Origin of the sequence: Methanothermobacter sp. EMTCatA1, assembly GCF_002356395.1 — an archaeon.
Lineage (GTDB): Archaea > Methanobacteriota > Methanobacteria > Methanobacteriales > Methanothermobacteraceae > Methanothermobacter > Methanothermobacter thermautotrophicus.
The window spans coordinates 1,238,686-1,259,396 of sequence record NZ_AP018336.1 but is presented as its reverse complement, the minus strand read 5'-3'; the positions used below and the strand labels follow the sequence as shown (position 1 = coordinate 1,259,396).

The window sequence follows — 20,711 nt, the reverse complement described above, 5'->3', positions numbered from 1 at the left end:
GACCTCACCCCATGATAGCTATGGTATAACCATGAATTATAACTTTAGAGAAAAATTTAAATATTGGGTTTTTATACTTTATCGTATAGTTATACTATCATGTATAGGTGGTTGTATGGATTACAGGAAGATTTCAGAAGAACTTAAGGAACTCCTGGAAATGGAGGGCAGCCCCGTGGCTGTCAGGTTAGTCAAGAATGAGGAAATATCTGGTGAAAAGCTTGAAAAGAAGAGGCACTGCGAGTTCATACAGGATGCACGCTTAAGGGGTGCCTGTGGCTATGCAACTGCAGACGAACACCTCTGCAGGGGTGGCGCAGCGGTCCTTGGACTCTGCAGGGTACCACCCCAGGTTGCGGATGGAAGCCTGTACCATAAACTCGGAAACTACAGCACACTGGAAGCTGCTGCTGAAACCGTAGAGGCCGTTCCCGCGGTGAAAGGGGAATACCATGCCTCAGTCTATGCACCGCTCGAAGAGGCTGATTTCGAACCAGACGCCGTTGTATTCATACTTAAACCGGCCCAGGCGCTTAGACTCAGCCAGGCATACCTCCATGACAGGGGTGGCAGAATAAGCGGGGACTACTCAGGGATACAGTCACTCTGTGCAGACGCCGTTGCAGCTGTAAGGGAGAGGGGCATCCCAAACATGACAATGGGGTGTAACGGTTCAAGGAAATACGCCGGGATCAGGCCCGAGGAACTTGCAGTCGGAGTACCAGCATCTGACCTTGAGGGAATTGTGGAGGCCCTCAGAAAATTCAGGGAAAAATGGGGATAAAAATGAAATTAAACCTCAGGGGAGTAAACAGATACGCTGCAGCTATAATAACAGACAATATACTTAAAAATGGTGTTCAGAACCTCCAGCTGATCCTGAAGGAGGACTCTGAAGAGGTCAGGAGAGTTGCAGAGAAGCACCATATGGAATATTCTCCCAGAGAAACAGAAAAGGGGCTGGTGGTTAACATTTCACCTCAGGGTATTGAAGAGATAGATGTTACCGGAGAAACCTGTCCCGGCCCGGTTATAATCGTAGGGGATAGGCTCTCCTCAATGGAGCCAGGGATGAGGATAAAGATAAAATCAGAAAGCAGTGACGTGATCGATGACCTTGCACTCTCAGCTCCTGAAATGAAGGCAGAGGTCATTGAAAAATCGGCCAGCCACCTCATCCTTGAAAAAACAGATGTTAGCAGGGAAAGGGAATTTACAGGAAAGGATAAGGTACTCGTTGTCCAGAGCAACGGGACAGGGAATGCAGAGAGGGCCTACGCCACCTTCATATTCTCAAAGGCTGCCCTCAGCATGGGAAAGGATGTCACAATATTCCTCCTCATGGATGGCGTGAGCATTGCAAGGAAGGGTGGTGCAGCCGCCGTAAAACACCCGGCCTTCCCGCGGCTGGATGAACTCATGGCCGAGGTCATTGAGATGGGTGTTAAGATCTACGTCTGTGAAATGAGCGCCCAGTTCAGGGGGCTCAGAGAAGATAACATGGTCGAGGGCTGCAAGATAGCAGGTGCAGCCACGTTCATAACACTGCTTAGTGACCCGAGCTACGCAGTGGTGAACTTCTAGAGGTGATGAAATGTATCAGGTCATTATATTCGCACTCCTCTTTGCAGGAATCTCATCAGGTTTCATAACCTTCCGTATAATGGGGATGAGGATGGCGCCACACTTCGGAGTCCTTATCCTTGCCCTCATTGCAACGGCAGCAAATATCATGTCTGGCAATGTAACCCTGAATTACGTTGCAGTGGCTCTGCAGGTACTCACAGGGATTTCAGCCTACACACAGTTCCTCCCGGTTCTGAGGGACAGCTTCCAGACAGCTCCACTCTACGCCTGCCATCTGAGCACAGTCACCGTTGCTGCGGTGCTCGCAGCTGCCTCAGTCCCACTTTAACCTCCCTTAAATCTTTTAGACCGGTTGAACACGCATCATCCCCAATAAACCCCCATTTATTCCTTCTTTTAATCTCTTAAACCTCAAACTAGGAAGGCCAAAGCCTCAGGTAACCTGATTTTCAGCACTGAAAGGAACCTGAACCTTAAATAAATTGATGACCAGATAAAAGACCATGGCAAGGTACATAGAGCACCCCCTCATAAAGCCAGAGAAAATAGAGGCAAGGACCTATCAGCAGCTGCTGGCAGCAGATGTCATCAGAAAGGGCAACTCAATGATAGTCGCCCCCACAGCCCTCGGAAAGACGGTTGTGGCTGTCCTTGTGGCTGCAGAGAGACTCAGGAAATACAGGGGCTCAAAGGTACTCATCCTATCACCCAGCAAACCCCTGGCCATACAGCATGAGGAGAGCTTCAGGGAGTTCATGCTTGCAACCTGCACATCCCTTACAGGTAGCATAAAACCTGAAGAGAGAAAAGAACGGTGGATTAAATCCCAGATAATATCCGCCACGCCCCAGACAGTTGAATCAGACATCCTGGCTGGAAGATACGACCTCAGGGACGTCTCACTCATCGTATTCGATGAATGCCACCGCGCAGTTGGATCATACTCATACGTCTTCCTTGCATCTAATTATATACAGAACGCCAGGCACCCCCTCATACTGGGACTCACAGCGTCTCCGGGTGCAGATGAGGATAAGATAAAAACTGTCTGTGAGAACCTCTTCATGAATGAGGTTGTGGTGAAAACAGAGGGGGACCCTGATGTGCGCCCCTACCTCAAGCCCATAAAAATAGAATGGGTAAAGGTCAGGATGACACCGGAGCTTGAGGATATAAGGGAACTCCTCAGGAAGGTCCTTAAAAATCGCTTGAAGATGCTTAAAAACCTCGGTGTTATAGACACCATCAGTGTGGGTAAGAAGGACCTTCTGAAGGCAAGGGGCCGTGTCCAGAACAGGATAGCGCGATCAACGAGCCCTCCAAGGGCATGCTACAGGGCCATATCACTCCTTGCATCCTGTATAAACGTGGAACACGCCCTTGAACTTCTTGAAACACAGGGCATAAGGCCACTCCACCAGTACCTTCTCCGGCTAAAGGAGAAGAAAACAAAGGCTGCTAAGGGTCTCCTGGCAGATCCGGACTTTACAAGGGCCATGCACCTCACAAGAAGGGCCATGATGTCAGGGGTGGAACACCCTAAACTTGACAGGCTAATGGAGATACTGAAAAGGGAACTTAAAGGAGATGAAGCAAGGATAATAGTGTTCACACAGTTCCGTGACACCCTTGAGGAGATATACCAGAGATGCAAACGTGAAGGTATCAACGCAGTTAAATTTTATGGACAGAACAGCAGGAGCGGAGAGAAGGGCCTCACCCAGAAACAGCAGAGGGATATAATAAAATCATTCCGCATGGGGAACCATGACGTGCTCCTATCAACCAGTGTCGCTGAGGAAGGTATAGATATCCCCTCGGTGGACCTTGTGGTGATGTATGAACCTGTTCCCTCTGAGATAAGGATGATACAGAGACGTGGAAGGACCGGGAGGAAGAGGAAGGGCCGCATGGTTGTCCTCATAACAGAGAAGACCCGCGACGAGGCATACTACTACTCAAGTATCAGGAAGGAGAGATCCATGAAGGAGAACCTCAGGGGCGGGTCAGTTAACGTGGAGGTTAACCCCATAATGGAACCCTCAGGGGAGGGACCCTTCATCTATGCTGATTCCCGGGAGGTCAACTCAAGGGTCCTCAGGGAACTCAAAAAGATAGGAGTGGATTTTGAACTCAAACCCCTTGCAGTTGGTGACTATCAGATAAGCGAGGATACTATAATTGAGAGGAAGACAACACAGGACTTTATTGGTTCAATTATAGATAAAAGACTGTATAAACAGGCAAGGGAGATGGTCAAAAACTTCAAAAGGCCTGTTATGATCATAGAGGGGGAGGACCTCTATTCAGGATTCATAAACCCGGACGCCGTGAGGGGTGCCCTTGCAGCTGTTGCTGTGGACTTTGGAATACCTGTAATCCCCACGAGGTCAGCCGAGGATACCGCTGCAATGATAAGGAGGATAGCCATAAGGGAGCAGAGGGAAGGCAGGCCTGATATGCGTGTTCGCACGGATAAGAAGCCACTGACCCTCAGGGAGAAGCAGCTCTTCATCGTGGAATCCCTGCCAAATATCGGTTCAAAGTACGCTGAAAGGCTCCTGGAAGCCTTCGGATCAGTTGAAGGTGTTATGAACGCCTCAGAGAAGGAACTCCGTAGCGTGGAGGGTATAGGTGCAAAGAGGGCTTCGGAAATCAGGAGGGTCATTGAGGCAGAATTTAAGGGACCCGATGAAGCCGCATATAAATTCAAGGAGTAAGGTGATTGGACTTGCGCATACTTATGGATGAGAGAGGTAAAAAATATCTCCTGGAAGAAGGAGAGGACTTTCAGAGTGACATGGGGATCATCAAAGCAGAAACCCTGGAGGATTCCAGGCCCGGGGATGTCCTCAAAACCCACCTTGGCAGGGAGATTTACGTCCTTAAACCCGGACTCTCAGATTACCTTGAACTCATGGAGAGGAGGTGTTCAATACTCCTTCCCAAGGACATAGGAATGATATGTGCATATACAGGGATAGTTGAAGGTTCAAGGGTTGTTGATGCGGGTACCGGTGCGGGTACAGTTGCAATGTACCTTGCCAATCTGGTGGGAGAATCAGGGCACGTCACAACCTATGAAATACGTGAGGACTTTGCTGAGATAGCAGAGAAGAACATTGCAGCCTTTGGATTCAAAAACGTGGAGGTCAAGAACAGGGATATAAAGGAGGGTATAGAGGAGGAGGACCTCGACCTGGTTTTCCTTGATCTGCCCAGGCCCTGGGAGCTGATGGAGGATGTCCATGATTCCCTCCTGAGAGGTGGGTGGGGAGTCTTCTACAACCCCTACATTGAACAGGTGAAGCTGATACACAGGATAGGGTCGAAGGTTGGATTTGCAGATATAAGGACATTTGAAACCATTGAACGTGAAATAGAGGTCAGAAAGCAGGGTACAAGGCCCAGAACAAGGATGGTCGGCCATACAGGGTATCTCACCTTCATGAGAAAGATTTAAGGAATAGGGTTATACATGAAAATCTGGAAGGGGTACTGATGTTTGAAAACGTTATCTCAATAAAGGATTTTAAGAGGGAGGATATCGACTTTATCCTCAGGGAAGCCGAGAAGATGGAGCCATTTGCATCGGGAGAAAAATCCTCCAGCGCCCTCAGAGGAAAGATACTTGGCATGATGTTCTATGAGCCATCCACAAGGACACGCTTATCCTTTGAAACTGCCATGAAGCGTCTGGGAGGGGACGTTGTTGGATTTGCAGATACAGGGGCGACATCTGCCGTTAAGGGTGAGAGCCTGGCTGACACCGCCATGATGCTTTCAGCCTATTCCGACGCCATAGTTATAAGGCACAACCTGGAGGGTGCAGCACGTTACATATCAGATGTTGTGGATGTTCCAGTGATAAATGCAGGGGATGGTGCCGGGCAGCACCCAACACAGACCCTCCTGGACCTCTATACCATGAAGAGGTTCTTCGGGAGGATAGGTTCCCTGAGGGTTGCACTGGTTGGTGACCTCAAGTACGGGAGGACTGTCCACTCACTGGCCTATGCCCTGGCTGTTTTCGGTGCCAGTATGAGCTTCGTATCACCACCCGTCCTCAGAATGCCTGATAACATCATACATGACCTGAGGGGGGCTGGTGTTGAAGTTAAAGAGACAGAAAGGCTTGATGATGTCATAGATGAGGTGGATGTCCTCTACGTTACAAGGATACAGAAGGAACGTTTCCCTGACCCTGAGGAGTATTCAAGGATAAGGGGAGCCTACCACATAGATGGATCCACTGTGGCTGATAGGGACCTGATTGTGATGCATCCACTCCCAAGGATAGATGAGATATCCCCTGAGGTGGATTCCCTCCCACAGGCCATGTACTTCAGGCAGGCGTTCTATGGTGTGCCGGTCCGGATGGCCCTCCTGAGGCTGCTGATAAGTGAGAGGAGAGGACCTGAAAACCAGAAGATAGTTTGACCGGGATGGCTCTAGAAAAAAGCTTTAAACACCCCAGAGTGAGTCCTCCAGGAGGGAAGTTTCGCACTGCAGGTCTATGATATTTGTACGTCCCTTTCCCCTTCCCCGTGAAACAGTATTTGTGGATATCAGGCCGAGCATTTCAAGCTCGTTTATGAAGTCAAATATCCTCCTGTAGGAAACAGAGTCCCCCTTTGCTATTTCCTTGTAGACTTCATAAAGCCTTCCGGAGGTTATTTCCTCCTTCCTCTTTGTGAGGTAGAGTATGGCCTCAAGCACCCTCTGCTGCTGGCTCGGTAGTGTCAGTATTATGTCCGTGATCTTGTTGTGTTCTATGTAGTCCTTGGCCTCCCTCACAAAGTCCCCCAGGACTTTATCTGAGTCCCTTTCATCGGCAATTTCACCTGCTGTCCTGAGGAGGTCCAGGGCGTACCTTGCATCACCCTCCTCCTTGGCTGCCAGAGCTGCGCATAGGGGTATGACATCATCATCAAGGGCACCCTCCTTGAAGGACATCTTTGACCTCTCCTCAAGGATATCAACAAGCTGCTGGGCCCCATAGGGTGGGAAAACTATCTCCCTGTCTCTGAGGCTGCTCCTGACCCTGGGTTTTATGAATTTCTTGAATTCCACGTAGTTACTTATGGATAAAATGGAGACATTATCTGTCCTTGTAAGGGTGTACAGGAGTCCATCTCCATCATTTCTGAGGAGTATGTCTATTTCATCAAGTACGACCATGAGTATCATGTCCTGGCCAAAGGCGTTTTTCTTGAACATGTTCCTGAAGGTGTTCACGATTTCAGCCTTTGTCCAGCCACGGTAGGGGACATCACGACCGAGCTGCTGGCATAATCTTGCTATGACCTGGTACTCTGTTGTGTAATCTGTGCAGCGGATGTATTCAGTCCTTATATTCACGTCACAGTCCTTTGATGCCTCCTTCAGCTGTTTCATGGCAAATTTTGCAACGGCAGTTTTCCCTGTACCTGTTTTACCATAGATTGTAATGTCTGGAGGTGTCACTCCATTGAGGGCCTCAACCCAGTACTTGGCTATTGATCGTATCTGCTCCTCCCTGTGAGGTAATCTGTCAGGAAGGAACCTGTGATCAAGATATTTCTTATCCTTAAAAACAGATTCTTTGTCCCCTATCTCATCAAAAATGTTCATGGTACCACTTCAACTAATTTTTAGAGAAAACTGCTGCATCAAATTATCAATAAAGGCCCTAAAATCTGGATACAGTGAAATTCAGGATGACCTTTTCAGCTGGCAGCGCCCCGTACTACCATCCCCTGATGTGGGAGTGTGGTAGATTTCAAGTGTAAATTTTCTTATTCCAACTATTAGATAAAAGTTTTTATTAAAACCAGCTTGATTTATAATAACGTATGTGGGACATCCATTTCAAGTGTAACCATCTGCATCCTCGATGGGAACTCATGAGAGATGAATTTCAAGTGTAAAAATCCTGCTGTTCCTCAACCATTTCTCTGATTCAGTGGGAGATGTGTGAGACATTCATTTCAAGTGTAATCTGGCCATGATTCTGGTGACCTGTAAGAGAGACATTCATTTCAAGTGTAACTTAGTATTAATTGATCTCGATTTTTTGAGACATTCATTTCAAGTGTATTTGGGGTTTTTGTTTTTCGCTCTGTAAACCAGGCTGAACTAGGAAAGAACCTTTACAGTTGAACCTGATGTCACTATTTTAAACAAATTTTTAATAATAAAGTTACAGTTGAAATTGACCTCTCTCTCTCAATCCTGAATAAAGTTTCGCTGGTTACAGTTGAAATTGACCTCTCTCACCTGGGCAACTAAACGAGAGAAAAAACTTTACACTTGAAACCATTGACCCACACCCAGAGAAACAGGAAACCCAAATGATTTTACAGTTGAAAACCATCCCCCACATATGAAAAATGGTTACAGGGAGTCCTTACAGTTGAACCGGACCTCCCCTAGACATACATGCTATCATGTTCTGGTCTTTCCTCACCGAAACGTTCCTGTATCATCCACATGACCTGAAGTTTTGCCCTGAAGACATTTTTTATACTTGAAATCAATCTGTCCTTTGAAAGGCCGTCGAAGAATATTTCATCTGTCACGAGGTAACTGTTAAGGACGTTTTCTGGATGGTCGAGCTGGAAATCAACCCCGAACCGGTTAAGCGTGAATCTGACCTTCCATATGAACTCAGTCCTCTTCTCCATGCTGAGTGCCCGGATCCCTGCCTGGTGCTCTGGACTGACACTGGTTGCGCAGGCTATGAGAATCATGTCATCCTTTCCGGCGGGCTGGATTATATCGATAACGTGATCCTCAGGGTAGTTCACAACATAGTGAAATCTGGCGTTTTCGTCAGGAACCTCCATGCGGAGGAACCCCTCTTCATCAAGCCATTTCTTGATCATTTCTTGGGACATGTTATCACGGCTATAACTATCTCCCTTCATGAATATATAGATAAAAATTATTACATGTCTCAGATATATAACAGAGCACAGTTAAAAGAGGAGTACATGAATGAAGTTTCAGTCCTCCTGCTTGCTGTAATCATTGACCTACTCATTGGGGAACCACCACACCGGCTTCATCCGGTGGTCTGGATGGGGTCAGCAGTGGAATGGATGCGGAACATCCTTGGAAACAGCCGTATATCCGGCATAATACTCACCATTGCAGTTGCAGCGCCCTTCACAATCCCACTGTTCCTGATCAACCATCTTCAAGACCCCCTGAATCTCATTATATCCTCCATCTTACTTTCAGCGGTGATATCCATAAGGATGCTTGTAACCTCTGCCCTGGAGGTTGGAGGATCCCTCAAGGAGGACATTGAAGATGCCAGGAGGAAACTTTCAATGCTCGTCAGCAGGGACACCACTTCCCTCTCAGATGAACAGATAACCTCAGCGGCGATTGAGACACTCACAGAAAACATCACGGATTCGGTGACAGCCCCCATCTTCTATTTCATCCTCCTGGGCCTTCCAGGCGCCTTCCTCTACCGGGTGATCAATACACTTGATGCTATGGTGGGCTACCTTGACAGCGAGAACAGAGACATAGGATGGTTCCCTGCAAGGCTGGATGATATACTCAACTACATCCCATCAAGAATCACCGGTGTCCTGATGGTCCCTGCAGCCCTCCTACTCGGCATGAACTGGAGGGGATCCTTCAGGATTCTTTTGAGGGACGCCCGGCGTACTCCAAGCCCCAACTCAGGTTTCACCATGGCTGCAGCGGCAGGGGCCCTTTCTGTTCAGCTGGAAAAGCCGGGTGTCTACGTCCTCGGGGATCCATGTGATGGACTGGACAATGAAAAACTTCTTGATGCCGTGAAGCTGAGTTCCCTGACCCTGATACTGTTCACGTTAGCTGCAGCAGGGGTAATGCTGGTGATACCATGATAGTTACAATACTCACACTAACAGAGAGGGCCAGAAGACTCGCAGGGGAGATGAGGGAGAAACTCCTCCGGGACCCGACTATTCTTTCGGTTGAAGTCATGCACCGGAACATGGATCTGGGGAATGTTTTCGCTGAAAGCGACATTATAGTGGGTATAATGGCTGCAGGTATAATGGTGAGGAAGATAGCACCACTGATCAATAACAAACTATCAGACCCGGGGGTCCTGGTTGTTGATGAAAAGGGGTCAAATGTTATAAGTCTACTTTCCGGTCATGCGGGGGGTGCCAATGACTTTGCAATTAAACTTGCAGGTCTGATAGGTGCTAATCCCGTTATAACAACATCCACAGACGTCAATGGCCTTGTTGGTATTGATACCTTTGCAGCGAGGTACTTCTACAGGATCCTTGACCCCCACCTTATCAGGCACTTCAACTCCTCAATTATCCAGGGGCACCGGGTTGAACTTCACTCCTCCAGGGACCTTGAGGCCCTGATTGATGATGATATGCGCAGAACCTACACCTATGTCCCGGAGGGGGACGAGGTTGTGAGGGCCCACTGCAACTCAAGGGTCATGAGGCTTGCACCCCTCAAGCTTTCAATGGGGATAGGGACAAGGAGGGGGGTTGGATCAGATAGAGTAATCGGTCTCATCAGGGAAACCCTGAAACTGCTGAAAATACCCCCCGAACGGCTTGATGCCATTGCAACAGGCTACATGAAAAGGGATGAGGATGGTATCAGGGAGGCTGCCAGGCTCCTAGGAGTCCCCCTTGAATTCATAGGGCCCCAGGAACTCAGATCCCAGAATACTCTCTCATTTTCTGATTTCGTCTATGAAAAGTTTGGTGTGGGAAGTGTATGTGAAGCAGCAGCCCTCAGCAGTGCAGGTAAGGATTCAAAACTTGTAATAAGAAAAACAAAGTCCTCTGGAGTTACAGCTGCACTTGCAGTTTCAGGGACACCAAAAGCTTTTTAACCCAGATGATATAAACCAGATTGAATATAAACATTATTCTGTATTCTTCAAGAATTCAGCAGGGAGGACTCAATATGAGTAACGAAACATTCAATCGCGTTTCTGAAATTTTAAGGCACATTATGGAAGACAACAGCGTCCCCAGGAACATTAGAAGAGCTGCAGAGGAATCAAACGAAATTCTGAATAACCCTGATGAGGACAGCACCGTCAGGGCCAGTACAGTTATATCCATACTGGATGAGATAAGCAACGACCCCAACATACCCATACATGCGAGGACGCTGGTCTGGGAGATACTCAGCGAACTTGAATCCATAAGGGAATAAAAAACTGTTTCTGAATTTTTCAGGGTTTTCCAGAGGTTAAGATAGTTTTACTATTTTTAAGTGATGATATCTTTTTCCTGGATTTTTTGAGGGTTCTGCCTGTGCACTTAAGTGCTGATTATTTTTTCATGGATTTCAGGGTCTCGGCTATGAACTGGGTCCTTGCAGACTCCTCAATGAATTCCGCCAGTAGAAGGGCGTCCCTTAAACCTTCACCTGCACATACAACTCCATGGTTCTCCAGGATGGCAGCATCCTCATCAACCATTACCCTGCCACATTCAGCTGCAAGTTCTCTGCTACCTGGCGGGTGGTACGGGACCATGGGTATGTAACCCCTCCCGAGACCCATGAATCCCTCCATCTTCTCAATCTGGACTCCTGCAATGGAGAAGGCCCTCGCATGGGGCGAATGGGTGTGCACTATTCCACCCACATCTGGCCGTGCCCTGTATACCTCAAGGTGGAGTCCCAGTTCGGATGATGGCCTCCCTCCCCTGATGACCCTTCCATTGAGGTCCACCACAACAACATTCCTGAGTGAAACCTCCCCCAGGGGGACCATGGTCGGGGTTATGAAGACCCTATCACCCATTCTTGCACTCACATTTCCACCTATGCCGGATACAAGGCCGGTCCTGTAAATATGAAGTGAAACATCAACGACTTCTCTTATCGGGTTCAAGTGTATCACCTTGGATTACATCAACATACGGTTGCAGGGTTCAGGTGTAGATAACATTCAGCTGAATTCAAGGAGTTTCATCACACCCCTGTTAAGCACCGGGACCTGGCCGCAGGTTGGGACGATGTTGTAGATCTTCTGGAACTCTGTCTGGGACTGGAAGGTCCCTGAATTTATGAGGTGCACTCCCTTGTACTTTTTGTAGGCATTTATGTGAACATGGCCGGTGTGGAGTATGTGTGGGACCTCATCGATGACCAGGTGGTCCTCTATCTCAGATGCCAGCGGTGTTCTCTCACCATATATCGGTGCAAGGTGCCTCTTCTCAAGGAGTTCCTCCATTATGAGGTCTGACCTTTCATGTGAGAGCCCGTTGACACTCATGGCCATGTCATCAAAGCTACGGCCATGGTATATGAGGGTCCTCACACCGTCAAGGCTCACAAGGGATGGGTTGCTGAGAAATTCTATGTTCCTGATACTGTAGAGGGACTTTGCATATTCCTCGGGTATTGCTGGCTGGGGCTCCGCTATCCTCGAGGAGTCGTGGTTTCCCGGGATCATAACGATCTTTATGTCGCTCCTTATATCACCGAACAGCCTTGCAGCCTCCTCATACTGTTCATGGATGTCCCTTATAAGGAGTTCCTTTTCCTGTCCAGGGTAGATTCCAATGCCATCAACGATGTCACCCGCAACCACCAGGTACTTAACATCCGCTGCAAGGCTTCGCTGCTCCTCTGAACCGAAATCCCCGTTTATCCATTTCACAAATTTCATGAAGGCATCCTCAAGGAAGGTCTGACTTCCTATATGAACATCTGATATGAAGGCAACTGAGAAGTCCATCTCCTTCTCCTGTATCCTGGGGACCCCGGGGTGGAATATCTCGGAGGCAACCACGAACCTTCCCTTCTTGGTTCCATGGACACCCACAACCTCATCCCTCACGATTTTCTCGGACTTCTCAAAGAGCTTATGGTTTTCGTTGTGCACAACAACACTGATTTCACCTGTATCATCCTCAAGTTCAATAATCCTGTGATTGTTCTTGGTGCTCCGCACATCATTGACCATCCCTATGATGCTGACGACGTCCTCTCCTCCCCGGAGGTCAGCAATTGGCATATGACCCTTCAGTTCAGGGCGCTTACTGAGAAGGTTCTTCAGGCTGCTGTAGCGGCTGTTGAAGTATGCGATCATGTCCCCTATCTCACCACTGGTGTAGGACCGGTTACTTGTATCACTTATCACCTCAAAATCGAAGTCCCTCTCTGCCGGGACCATGAGAGGACCCCTGGCCTTTATCTCCGCGGGGTTATCTATTTCAAAGAATTCATCAAGCATTTCAGAGGTTAAAACAGTGAATTTACCACCATTGCTCTTTATCTTAACTATGAGTTCTGAGGACACGCTTGCAGGATCATCCATTTCCCTGAGCCGGAAGTAGGCATTATCCTCTATGAGGATCCCTTCCCTTGCAAATTTTCCGATTATCTCGTTCATTTTAATCCTTCACTGCCCTGTAAGGTGGTTGTTAACATCTAATTCAGAAAGTTTTAAAATGTGTGTGCAGTAAAATATTTTATTGAGTTCATATATTCTTTATCAAAATATTAATTTACCCTTTGGGTTTAATCACAGAGAAAAAGGTGATGCATTGCCAAGGATAATCAGACTCTTCCTCTTCCTCATCATGTTCCTGGCCTTCTTTGAGGTGGGACTTATAAGCTCATACACCCTTGTAACGTCAAAGCCCCCGGACATAGAAAAACTCCTGGACATGCAGATAGACACGGTCTCATCCTTCCTTGATTCCGGTAAAAACATAACCTCCACGATTACCGGAGGCCCCGAGGAGGTCAGAATAATAAACAATGCAGACGTTGCAGATGCCCTTAAAGCCAGGACGGGACTGGATGGTATAAACATAAAATCCCTCAACGCAACAACCACCCAGGATACCTCCCTTGAGATGATTGATATCAATATAACGGCGACAGGTTACCGTGAAAACCAGACAGGGAAGGGCCAGATAGTGATAAGACCAACTGAACAGTTCAGTGTAATTGCAGCTGCAAGGGCACAGACAAGGTCCTCGGGGGTCTGGGTCGATGTGAAGACCCTGAGGATTTTATCTGTGACAAGGATCTACTGAGTCTGTCATTTGCGACAGCTTCATGATCAGTGTCCTTCTTAGAGGGATTTAATCAAGTCTTAGGCGGTTGGTGGCTTCATGATCAGGATAATAGGAATTGGACCAGCAAGGGATGATATAACCATAAGGGCCCTGCGGGCCCTGGAGGATTCTGACGTCGTTATAGGGTATGCGAGGTATATCCGCCAGATAGAGGACCTCCTTGATGGAAAGGAGGTCATAAGGAGTGGTATGGGGGATGAGATTGAGAGGGTGGAACTTGCAATTGAAAAACACCGCGAGGGCCTTGATGTCGCACTTGTGAGTTCAGGGGACCCAGGTGTTTACGGCATGGCCAACGTATTCTTCCAGATATTTGATAAATATTCAGGCATCGAATTTGAGGTCATACCCGGCGTCACAGCGGTTAACTACGCCGCATCAAAGCTGGGAGCACCCCTCCACGACTTCGCGGTTATAAGTCTGAGTGACATCCTGACACCACTATCTGAAATAATGGCAAAGATCAGGGCCGCCGCAGAGTCCGGGATGATAATAGCCCTTTACAATCCACTGGGAAAGAGGAGGAAGAGGCCCTTCAGGGAGGCTGTTGAAATACTGAGGTCTCTGCTGCCCCCTCAGACACCGGTTGGCATAGTAAGGACCGTGGATGGGGCCCCTGATGTGAGGATAGTGGACCTTGAATCCCTTGACGAGTCCCTTGTGGACATGTCAACAATAGTGCTGGTGGGCAACGTAACCACCTACACAAGGGACGGTCAGATGATAACACCAAGGGGCTACGCCGTGGAGACACCCCTCCATGAACTTGCAAGGGAGTTCTACGAGGAAAATCCACTGGGAAAAGCCTCGGGTCCAGATGAAAACTGTGAGTTCTATCCCTGTCACTTTGAAGGCCAGAACTGTGCATTCTGCTACTGCCCCTTCTACCCATGTGCGGAGGGATCCACAGGCGGGCGATGGATAAGGGACCGGGGGGTGTGGAGCTGCCAGGACTGCACATGGATACACACAGACAGCGCAGTTGAATGCGTGAAGAGGAGCCTGGGGGATATAATTTCAGGGCCAGATGATCTCATGGACAAAAAGAGGGAGCTCCTGAAACTCCGTAGAGAGTGCCTGATGAGGGGATGATCACCAAATTTTTAAGTATGCAGTTCAGGCATCTCCAGGTTATTCATAAAGGAGTATCTTGAAGATCTCACTGGCACCTGATTTTGGATGATCTTCATGAGCACCCGCGTCCCTCACAGCAACATATTTATTTTAATTTATCCAATATCAACCCACCAGCCCAGGAGGATGAAAGTTGTCTAAGAGTGTTAAGGATATCCTCATTGAGATGAAGAACCTTTCGGAGCTCATGGTGGATCTTGCATACTCGGCACTGCTATTCAACAGCAGGGATGCAGCTGAAGAAGTCATAAAACTTGAGAACAAGGTTAACAGACTCAACTATGAGATAAAGAAGGAATCTCTTCTTGCAGCAAGGTCTGTTGAGGACGCTGAGGAGCTTACAGCCCTTCTTGAGGTGGGTGAAGCTGCTGAGAGCATTGCAAACTCGGCCAAGGATATCGCCGACCTGGTGCTCAAGGGAATAAAGCCCCATCCGGTCTTCAAGATGGTCATGGAGGAGTCCGACGAGATCATCGTCAGGGTCACCATTGAGGAGGGATCCGAGCTCGCAGGGAAATCCCTGGGGGATCTTCTCCTTGCAACCAGGACTGGTATGAGGGTTATAGCCATCAGGAGAGGTGAGTCCTGGATCTATGGACCCGACAGGAACACGGTGCTGGCAGAGAAGGATACACTCATTGCCAAGGGGAACGAGGCGGGAGCAGAGCTACTGTTTGCACTGGCAAAGAATGAGATGACCCTTGAGGATATTGGCTGCAGTATAGAATAGTGACGGGATGATGGAAATGTTAGCAGGTGATATTCATGAAGAGAAGAGAAAGATTGCTGAGGATGACTCGGATCCTGCTTCAGTCCCTGCTAACATTCACCGTGAACATCTCCATAGCAGCCTCAAGGGGATGGGTAAGGGCATTTAACCTATCAAGAAAGTTTGGCAGCTTTTTCAGGGATTCCAGGAGGATTCTCGGGGAAAGCTTCGTGGCCCTTTTCATCTGTGCAATCGGGGACCTTATAGCCGGCATATTCCTCGGTAAGATGTCCCCAATGCTTGAATCATACCCGGGTCTCCTTGTACTCATACCCGGGGCCATAGGTATGAGGGGTAACATCTTCGGAGCCCTGGGCTCACGCCTTGGATCTGGCCTCCATATCGGTGTGCTCTCACCTGAACTGCGAAGATCAGATGTCCTTGCAGATAACATTGAGGGGACCATCATACTGACGGTGGTCATGTCGCTCTTTCTGGGCTTCATGGCATGGATCTTCTGCCAGCTCTTTGGCTTTGAGAGCATGGGGATAATGGACTTCACGGTTATCTCGGTCATCGGGGGTATAATATCAGGGGCTTTTCTGCTCCCTGCAACGGTCCTCATATCCCTTAAGAGCTATGAAAATGGATGGGACCCGGATAATGTCACCACACCCCTGATTGCAGCTTCAGGAGATCTTTTCACCCTACCATCAATATTTGCAGCCCTCGCAGTCCTTGAGATGGTCAGGAACGGATTTTTTGAATGGATACTCTTTGCCATATTCCTTTTGATAGGTGCAGCCGGACTCATAGCCGGCTTCAGGGGGAGATACGATCTCAGGAAGATTATCAGGCAGAGTGTACCTGTCCTCCTCATATGTTCGGCCCTCGGAACAACTGCAGGTACAGTTCTGAACAGTAAACTGTCATTTATACTGGACAACCCGGCAATACTGGCACTTGTACCTCTATTTTCAGGTGAAAGCGGGGACCTGGTGAGTATACTTGGTGCAAGGCTCTCCTCAGGGCTTCACTCAGGTATAATTCCAGCATCCCTGAGACCCCACGGGGAGGCCCTGAGGAACTTTGGGATAATAGCTGTACTGTCCCTCCTCATATACCCTACCATAGGGCTTCTGGCCCACCTTGTAAGTGATTTCCTTGGCATAGGGTCCCTGGGCCCCTTCAGTATGGTTCTCATAAGTTCCATGGCCGGGTACATGCTCACACCATTCCTCCTTCTTGTGGGCTTCTATCTCAGCTCGGCATCATACAGACTCAGACTTGACCCTGATAACATCGTGATCCCCCTCTCAACGAGCATGACGGATCCGGTGGCAAACACTTGCCTGGTCATAGCCATTATAACAATCATGGGTCTCTGATCAGAAGGGAGCTGTTATGACCTCAAGGACGCATGGCTGGACCCGGAAGTAGTCTGGTGACATGAGATAATCCCTGCTGCCGCGGGGAAGGGCCACAACGGACACCCACCCACCTCCATGTACGTGCAGCCATGCCACGCCCTCACCGGTCAGATTGAGTTTAACACTCCCATATATGAGATCCACCTCATCAATGTGGCTGTTCCCTGTATCCAGCATCCATGAGCCCTCCGGGCTGTCAGAGATCAGATAGTAGTCCAGTGAACTGTTAAATCTAAAATTCATGCAGGTCCAGTTCTCCGGGTGTCCGCAGGGACAGACAGCCTTCTGGAGTTTTATTACATGGCCTGAGAGGAAGTTGCAGTTAACGGGTATTCTCATCACTGAGATCTCATCCCCGCTGATGTTTTCACCTGCGACCAGGGGCCTGATGCTGGAGTTGATGGGTCTCAGGACAAGCTGCACCCTCATACCCTGGAAGGCCCTGCCAAGGAGTTCCGGCCTGCTCTGTAGTTTCCTGAACTTTTCATAGGATATCGTTCCCCTCTCACCGGGCACTGCAAGTCCAGGGGATTTACAGGCGCTTACAGGAATTTTTTCCCAGCTGGGCGGATCCCCTGGAGTGTTTACCAGGATATCAGCTGCAGCAGCGGCTTTCTGATTCACGTGACCCTCCCGGAACTCCTCGCTGAGGCGACTCTCCTGCATGTCCACAAGTTCTGCAGATGTTCCCAGGATAAGGGCCACTATGATCAGTGAAAGCAGAAAGTCAGTTGACAGTATCATGGTTTCCCCATCCGTACTCTGGCGAGGGCAGAGGGCTGGCCGGGGTTATCATTGTCTTCTCACCCCGTACTTTGTCATGTGACCTGCGTCCAGGTAAATGATGAATCCTGAGATGTTCAGTGCTTCGCCAGTGTATTTTTCATTAAAGAGGACGTGGTCAATGGATACCGGGGCCTCTCCTAATTCCTTCGACGGGATTATGAATGTTTCAAGCCCCATGTGTGGGCAGGATGTTTTTCCCTCCAGTCTGCAGAGGTAACAGGCACCATCCCTGCTTTCATGGTAGTATCCATTGAGGATGCAGGCATGGACCCCCTCAGATCCATGGGAGGTGTAGGGTTCGTAGGGGCATCTTCTTATAATGAGGGGCCCCTTTGCATTGATGTAGGCTCCACCATCCACGCCACTGGAGTTAAGATACTCTGCGAGGGCATCACCATATTCTATTGTGGTGTTACTGTGTTCAAGCCTCCCGAGGACCCTGAAGGGCAGCGGATCCGGGAGTCCATCAACCGTGACCCTCACAGAAAGGTTCTCAGCGTGTTCAATGTTCCCTGCCCGTATTTCAAGTGTTGAGTTGACCTCAACCTGAAAGGGGGCCTCTGTTCCTTCAACCGAATTCACCCTGCAGCTTGCATTGACGTTCCTGTGGCTTCTGCATAGACGGTCAATACGCTCCTGCACTCTCTCCCTGACCAGATCCCTGACATCATCTGAGGGAAGGGTCCCATTGATGGCCTCCCCTGCGGTTTCATTGAGCACATCCATTGTTATGATGGGGACGTTGTCCCTGATGTCCCATGCAGCACCCTCTACACAGGCTGAAAGTTTTCTCTCCATGTTCATGTCACTGTGTGCTTCACCGAGACTCAGAATCATGGCCGTGATTATGATTACGGGTATCATCAGCAGTAGGGATGCACCTGCCATGACGTATCCACAATCATCCATAATATCACCAAATGAAAATTAAGTATTACAGATATAAAAATATTACCTAAATATTAATAAAGTATTATTAATTCTTTGTGCTGGAGAAAATGAATATGGACCCATTTTAGGACTAAAGGACGCCCATAACACATTAAAAAGTAGCTGCGAGCAAGAGGGATCTTTATTATTCCCTCAGGGAGGCAGTGATTTAAATATCAGATGACCGTATGATTTAATTATAATGAACCAAGATAGATAATGAAAAGTGATTACTGTATGGAGGTTACATGATGACAGAAACCGTCAGGACATGGCGCCATATACCCCAGCGCTACAATCTTACAGGATCAAAATGTCTTCAGTGCGGGAATGTTTTCTTCCCCAGCAGGATAATATGCCCGGAATGCAGACGCAAGGGCAAACTCGAGGAATTGAAGTTCAGCGGGAAGGGAAGGATACACAGTTACTCCGTCATAAACACCCCCACCGACGAGTTCAAGGACATAGCCCCCTACGTGGTGGCCATAGTTGAACTGGAGGAGGGTGCAAGGGTAACAAGCCAGATAGTTGACTGCGACCCTGATTCAATAGAAATAGGTGATGAGGTCGAGATGGTATTCAGGAAGGTTAGAGAAGAGGGCGAGGATGGAGTGATATCCTATGGATTCAAATTCAAACCAAAAACCTAAGATAGGCGTTCTGCTGGTGGGGCACGGCAGCCGCCTCCCCTACGGTGAGGAGGTTATAAACGGCATAGCTGACATCTACCGACAGGAGGCCGACCACCCCGTTGCAGTGGGCTTCATGAACATGTCAAGACCATCAATACCCGAGGCAATAAATGAACTTGCAGCCATGGGTGTTGAGAAGATCATCGTCACACCGGTTTTCCTGGCCCATGGAGTGCACACCAAACATGACATACCCCACATACTCGGCCTTGACAACGGTGCCGAAGGCCACCATCACCATGAACACGAACATGAGCATGAAGAATTTGAATTCGATGGTGAGATAGTCTATACGGAACCCCTCGGCGCTGATCCAAGGATAGCCGAGATAATCAGGGACAGGGTTAAATCAGCAATTTAACTGTTCCCATCCAACTATTTTTGATAAAATGCATGATAGAATATCCTCCCTTGGAGAAAAAAAGCTCATATCCAGGATAATATCCAGAGCAAGATCAGTTTTCGGATCATCAGAGGTCATGGGCCTCGGGGACGACGCAGCCCTCATTGATGCAGGGGAAGAGTTCCTGGTACTAACCTCTGACCTCCTCCTTGAGACCAGACACTTCCCTGACCCTGAAAGGCCACGGGACATGGGCTGGAAGACAGTCACTGTTAACATGAGCGACCTTGCTGCAATGGGCTCTAGACCTGAAGGATTCATCCTTTCGGTGGCCCTACCCGACCTTGAACTGGAATTCTTTGACTCCCTCATGGATGGCGTGATAGAGGCATGCTGCCACTACCAGGCTCCACTCATCGGAGGGGACACAAACGAGGCCGATGAGATAATACTCTCAGGAACAGCCATCGGGCGGGCTGAAAAGGACATGGTCCTCATGAAGTCCGGGGCCAGGCCAGGGGACCTCGTGGCTGTCACGGGACCCCTGGGAGTTGGTGCAGCAGGGACAGAACTCATCCTTTCGGGTAGAGATACAGGGGGCTTTGAAAATGCGGTTGAGAGATCCCTCAGACCGGTGGCCCGCATAGAGGAGGGACTCATCCTTGCAGAATCAGGTCTGGTATCCTCGGCCACCGACATAACCGATGGCCTTGTAAGTGAGCTCGGGGAGCTCATGGATGCAAGCGGGACAGGCATGAGGATATATGAGGATAGGCTGCCCCTGGGCAGGGAGGTCCCTGAAATTGCATCCATTCTCGGCAGGGACCCACTGGAACTCGCCCTATACTATGGAGAGGACTTTGAACTGGTATTCACAGCACCACCCACCGGGATGGAAGAACTCTCTGACATGATGGAGCTCCATGTAATCGGTGAGGTCACCGTTGGAGGTGGAATTGAAATGGTTGATAAGGATGGAGTTACATATAAACTTCATGTGAGGGGCTATGAACATCTCAGCCCCGGCTAGGG

At 48.8% G+C, this 20,711-nt stretch carries 22 protein-coding genes; 16 read left to right on the top strand and 6 right to left on the bottom strand.

From position 1 onward, the window contains the following. The first annotated feature begins 115 nt into the window (after positions 1 to 115). From tca_RS06780 to pyrB, 6 genes are all read left to right on the top strand, one after another. Positions 116 to 784 carry a DUF169 domain-containing protein gene (locus tca_RS06780; protein WP_286708743.1) on the top strand — a complete coding sequence of 223 codons (669 nt, stop codon included), beginning with the start codon at positions 116 to 118 and terminating at the stop codon, positions 782 to 784. A gap of 2 nt (positions 785 to 786) precedes the next feature. Next, the gene (locus tag tca_RS06775) at positions 787 to 1,584 is read left to right on the top strand and encodes a DsrE family protein (RefSeq protein WP_048061046.1); all 798 of its coding nucleotides are present in this window, start codon (positions 787 to 789) and stop codon (positions 1,582 to 1,584) included. Positions 1,585 to 1,594: 10 nt separating this feature from the next. Further along, positions 1,595 to 1,915: a DUF5400 domain-containing protein gene (locus tca_RS06770; RefSeq protein ID WP_010877028.1), complete on the top strand. Its 321-nt coding sequence runs from the start codon at positions 1,595 to 1,597 to the stop codon at positions 1,913 to 1,915. Positions 1,916 to 2,090: 175 nt separating this feature from the next. After that, positions 2,091 to 4,307, top strand: a complete 2,217-nt coding sequence (locus tag tca_RS06765) for a DEAD/DEAH box helicase (RefSeq protein ID WP_286708742.1) — start codon at positions 2,091 to 2,093, stop codon at positions 4,305 to 4,307. 11 nt (positions 4,308 to 4,318) lie between these two features. After that, positions 4,319 to 5,050 (top strand): tRNA (adenine-N1)-methyltransferase, encoded by a 732-nt coding sequence (locus tag tca_RS06760; protein ID WP_286708741.1) that lies wholly within the window; start codon positions 4,319 to 4,321, stop codon positions 5,048 to 5,050. A gap of 38 nt (positions 5,051 to 5,088) precedes the next feature. Beyond that, positions 5,089 to 6,027, top strand: a complete 939-nt coding sequence (pyrB, locus tag tca_RS06755; protein WP_048175954.1) for an aspartate carbamoyltransferase — start codon at positions 5,089 to 5,091, stop codon at positions 6,025 to 6,027. Between the two features lie 24 nt (positions 6,028 to 6,051). Here the strand turns inward: pyrB and cdc6-1 are convergent, their stop codons facing one another. Further along, positions 6,052 to 7,200 carry an ORC1-type DNA replication protein Cdc6-1 gene (cdc6-1, locus tag tca_RS06750; protein WP_010877024.1) on the bottom strand — a complete coding sequence of 383 codons (1,149 nt, stop codon included), beginning with the start codon at positions 7,198 to 7,200 and terminating at the stop codon, positions 6,052 to 6,054. A gap of 797 nt (positions 7,201 to 7,997) precedes the next feature. Beyond that, entirely contained in the window at positions 7,998 to 8,453 is a 456-nt protein-coding gene (locus tag tca_RS06745; protein WP_231855277.1) for a DUF2299 domain-containing protein, read from the bottom strand. 108 nt (positions 8,454 to 8,561) lie between these two features. Here tca_RS06745 and cbiB point away from each other — a divergent pair, with 108 nt between their 5' ends. The 3 genes from cbiB (at position 8,562) to tca_RS06730 (ending at position 10,770) form a co-directional block, all read left to right on the top strand. Further along, positions 8,562 to 9,455 (top strand): adenosylcobinamide-phosphate synthase CbiB, encoded by an 894-nt coding sequence (cbiB, locus tag tca_RS06740; protein WP_286708740.1) that lies wholly within the window; start codon positions 8,562 to 8,564, stop codon positions 9,453 to 9,455. Further along, on the top strand, positions 9,452 to 10,441 hold the full coding sequence (locus tca_RS06735) for a cobalt-precorrin 5A hydrolase (RefSeq protein WP_010877020.1): 990 nt from the start codon (positions 9,452 to 9,454) through the stop codon (positions 10,439 to 10,441). Before cbiB ends, tca_RS06735 begins: the two co-directional genes overlap by 4 nt. A gap of 74 nt (positions 10,442 to 10,515) precedes the next feature. After that, entirely contained in the window at positions 10,516 to 10,770 is a 255-nt protein-coding gene (locus tag tca_RS06730) for a UPF0147 family protein (protein ID WP_048061044.1), read from the top strand. 118 nt (positions 10,771 to 10,888) lie between these two features. On the opposite strand, the gene tca_RS06725 is transcribed toward tca_RS06730, so the two are convergent. Both tca_RS06725 and tca_RS06720 read right to left on the bottom strand, forming a co-directional pair. Next, a complete protein-coding gene (locus tag tca_RS06725) occupies positions 10,889 to 11,464 on the bottom strand; it encodes a class II aldolase/adducin family protein (RefSeq protein WP_286708739.1) in 576 nt (191 codons plus the stop codon). A gap of 48 nt (positions 11,465 to 11,512) precedes the next feature. Then, complete coding sequence (locus tag tca_RS06720) at positions 11,513 to 12,961, bottom strand: DNA-directed DNA polymerase II small subunit (protein WP_286708738.1); 1,449 nt, start codon at positions 12,959 to 12,961, stop codon at positions 11,513 to 11,515. A gap of 154 nt (positions 12,962 to 13,115) precedes the next feature. On the opposite strand from tca_RS06720, the gene tca_RS06715 reads away from it, so the two are divergent. The 4 genes from tca_RS06715 (at position 13,116) to tca_RS06700 (ending at position 16,886) form a co-directional block, all read left to right on the top strand. Further along, entirely contained in the window at positions 13,116 to 13,613 is a 498-nt protein-coding gene (locus tag tca_RS06715; RefSeq protein ID WP_286708737.1) for a hypothetical protein, read from the top strand. Between the two features lie 78 nt (positions 13,614 to 13,691). Continuing rightward, the gene (gene cobJ / locus tca_RS06710; RefSeq protein WP_010877015.1) at positions 13,692 to 14,747 is read left to right on the top strand and encodes a precorrin-3B C(17)-methyltransferase; all 1,056 of its coding nucleotides are present in this window, start codon (positions 13,692 to 13,694) and stop codon (positions 14,745 to 14,747) included. A 208-nt stretch (positions 14,748 to 14,955) separates the two neighbouring features. Beyond that, complete coding sequence (locus tca_RS06705) at positions 14,956 to 15,519, top strand: potassium channel family protein (protein ID WP_173402648.1); 564 nt, start codon at positions 14,956 to 14,958, stop codon at positions 15,517 to 15,519. 35 nt (positions 15,520 to 15,554) lie between these two features. Beyond that, complete coding sequence (locus tca_RS06700; RefSeq protein WP_083750457.1) at positions 15,555 to 16,886, top strand: magnesium transporter; 1,332 nt, start codon at positions 15,555 to 15,557, stop codon at positions 16,884 to 16,886. Here tca_RS06700 and tca_RS06695 read toward each other — a convergent pair whose 3' ends face one another. Then, positions 16,887 to 17,672 carry a hypothetical protein gene (locus tag tca_RS06695; RefSeq protein WP_048175947.1) on the bottom strand — a complete coding sequence of 262 codons (786 nt, stop codon included), beginning with the start codon at positions 17,670 to 17,672 and terminating at the stop codon, positions 16,887 to 16,889. It lies immediately after the preceding gene. 48 nt (positions 17,673 to 17,720) lie between these two features. Continuing rightward, positions 17,721 to 18,623 carry a hypothetical protein gene (locus tca_RS06690; RefSeq protein WP_010877011.1) on the bottom strand — a complete coding sequence of 301 codons (903 nt, stop codon included), beginning with the start codon at positions 18,621 to 18,623 and terminating at the stop codon, positions 17,721 to 17,723. Positions 18,624 to 18,895: 272 nt separating this feature from the next. Here tca_RS06690 and tca_RS06685 point away from each other — a divergent pair, with 272 nt between their 5' ends. Genes tca_RS06685 through thiL form a run of 3 tightly spaced genes read left to right on the top strand, consistent with a single transcriptional unit; the run spans position 18,896 to position 20,709 of the window. After that, positions 18,896 to 19,294 carry a Zn-ribbon domain-containing OB-fold protein gene (locus tag tca_RS06685; RefSeq protein ID WP_048061298.1) on the top strand — a complete coding sequence of 133 codons (399 nt, stop codon included), beginning with the start codon at positions 18,896 to 18,898 and terminating at the stop codon, positions 19,292 to 19,294. Next, complete coding sequence (gene cfbA / locus tca_RS06680; protein ID WP_048061042.1) at positions 19,266 to 19,697, top strand: sirohydrochlorin nickelochelatase; 432 nt, start codon at positions 19,266 to 19,268, stop codon at positions 19,695 to 19,697. The genes tca_RS06685 and cfbA overlap by 29 nt, the downstream gene beginning before the upstream one ends. A 28-nt stretch (positions 19,698 to 19,725) precedes the next feature. Continuing rightward, positions 19,726 to 20,709, top strand: coding sequence for a thiamine-phosphate kinase (gene thiL, locus tca_RS06675; RefSeq protein WP_010877008.1), 984 nt, complete (start codon positions 19,726 to 19,728; stop codon positions 20,707 to 20,709). Positions 20,710 to 20,711 lie beyond the last annotated feature (2 nt).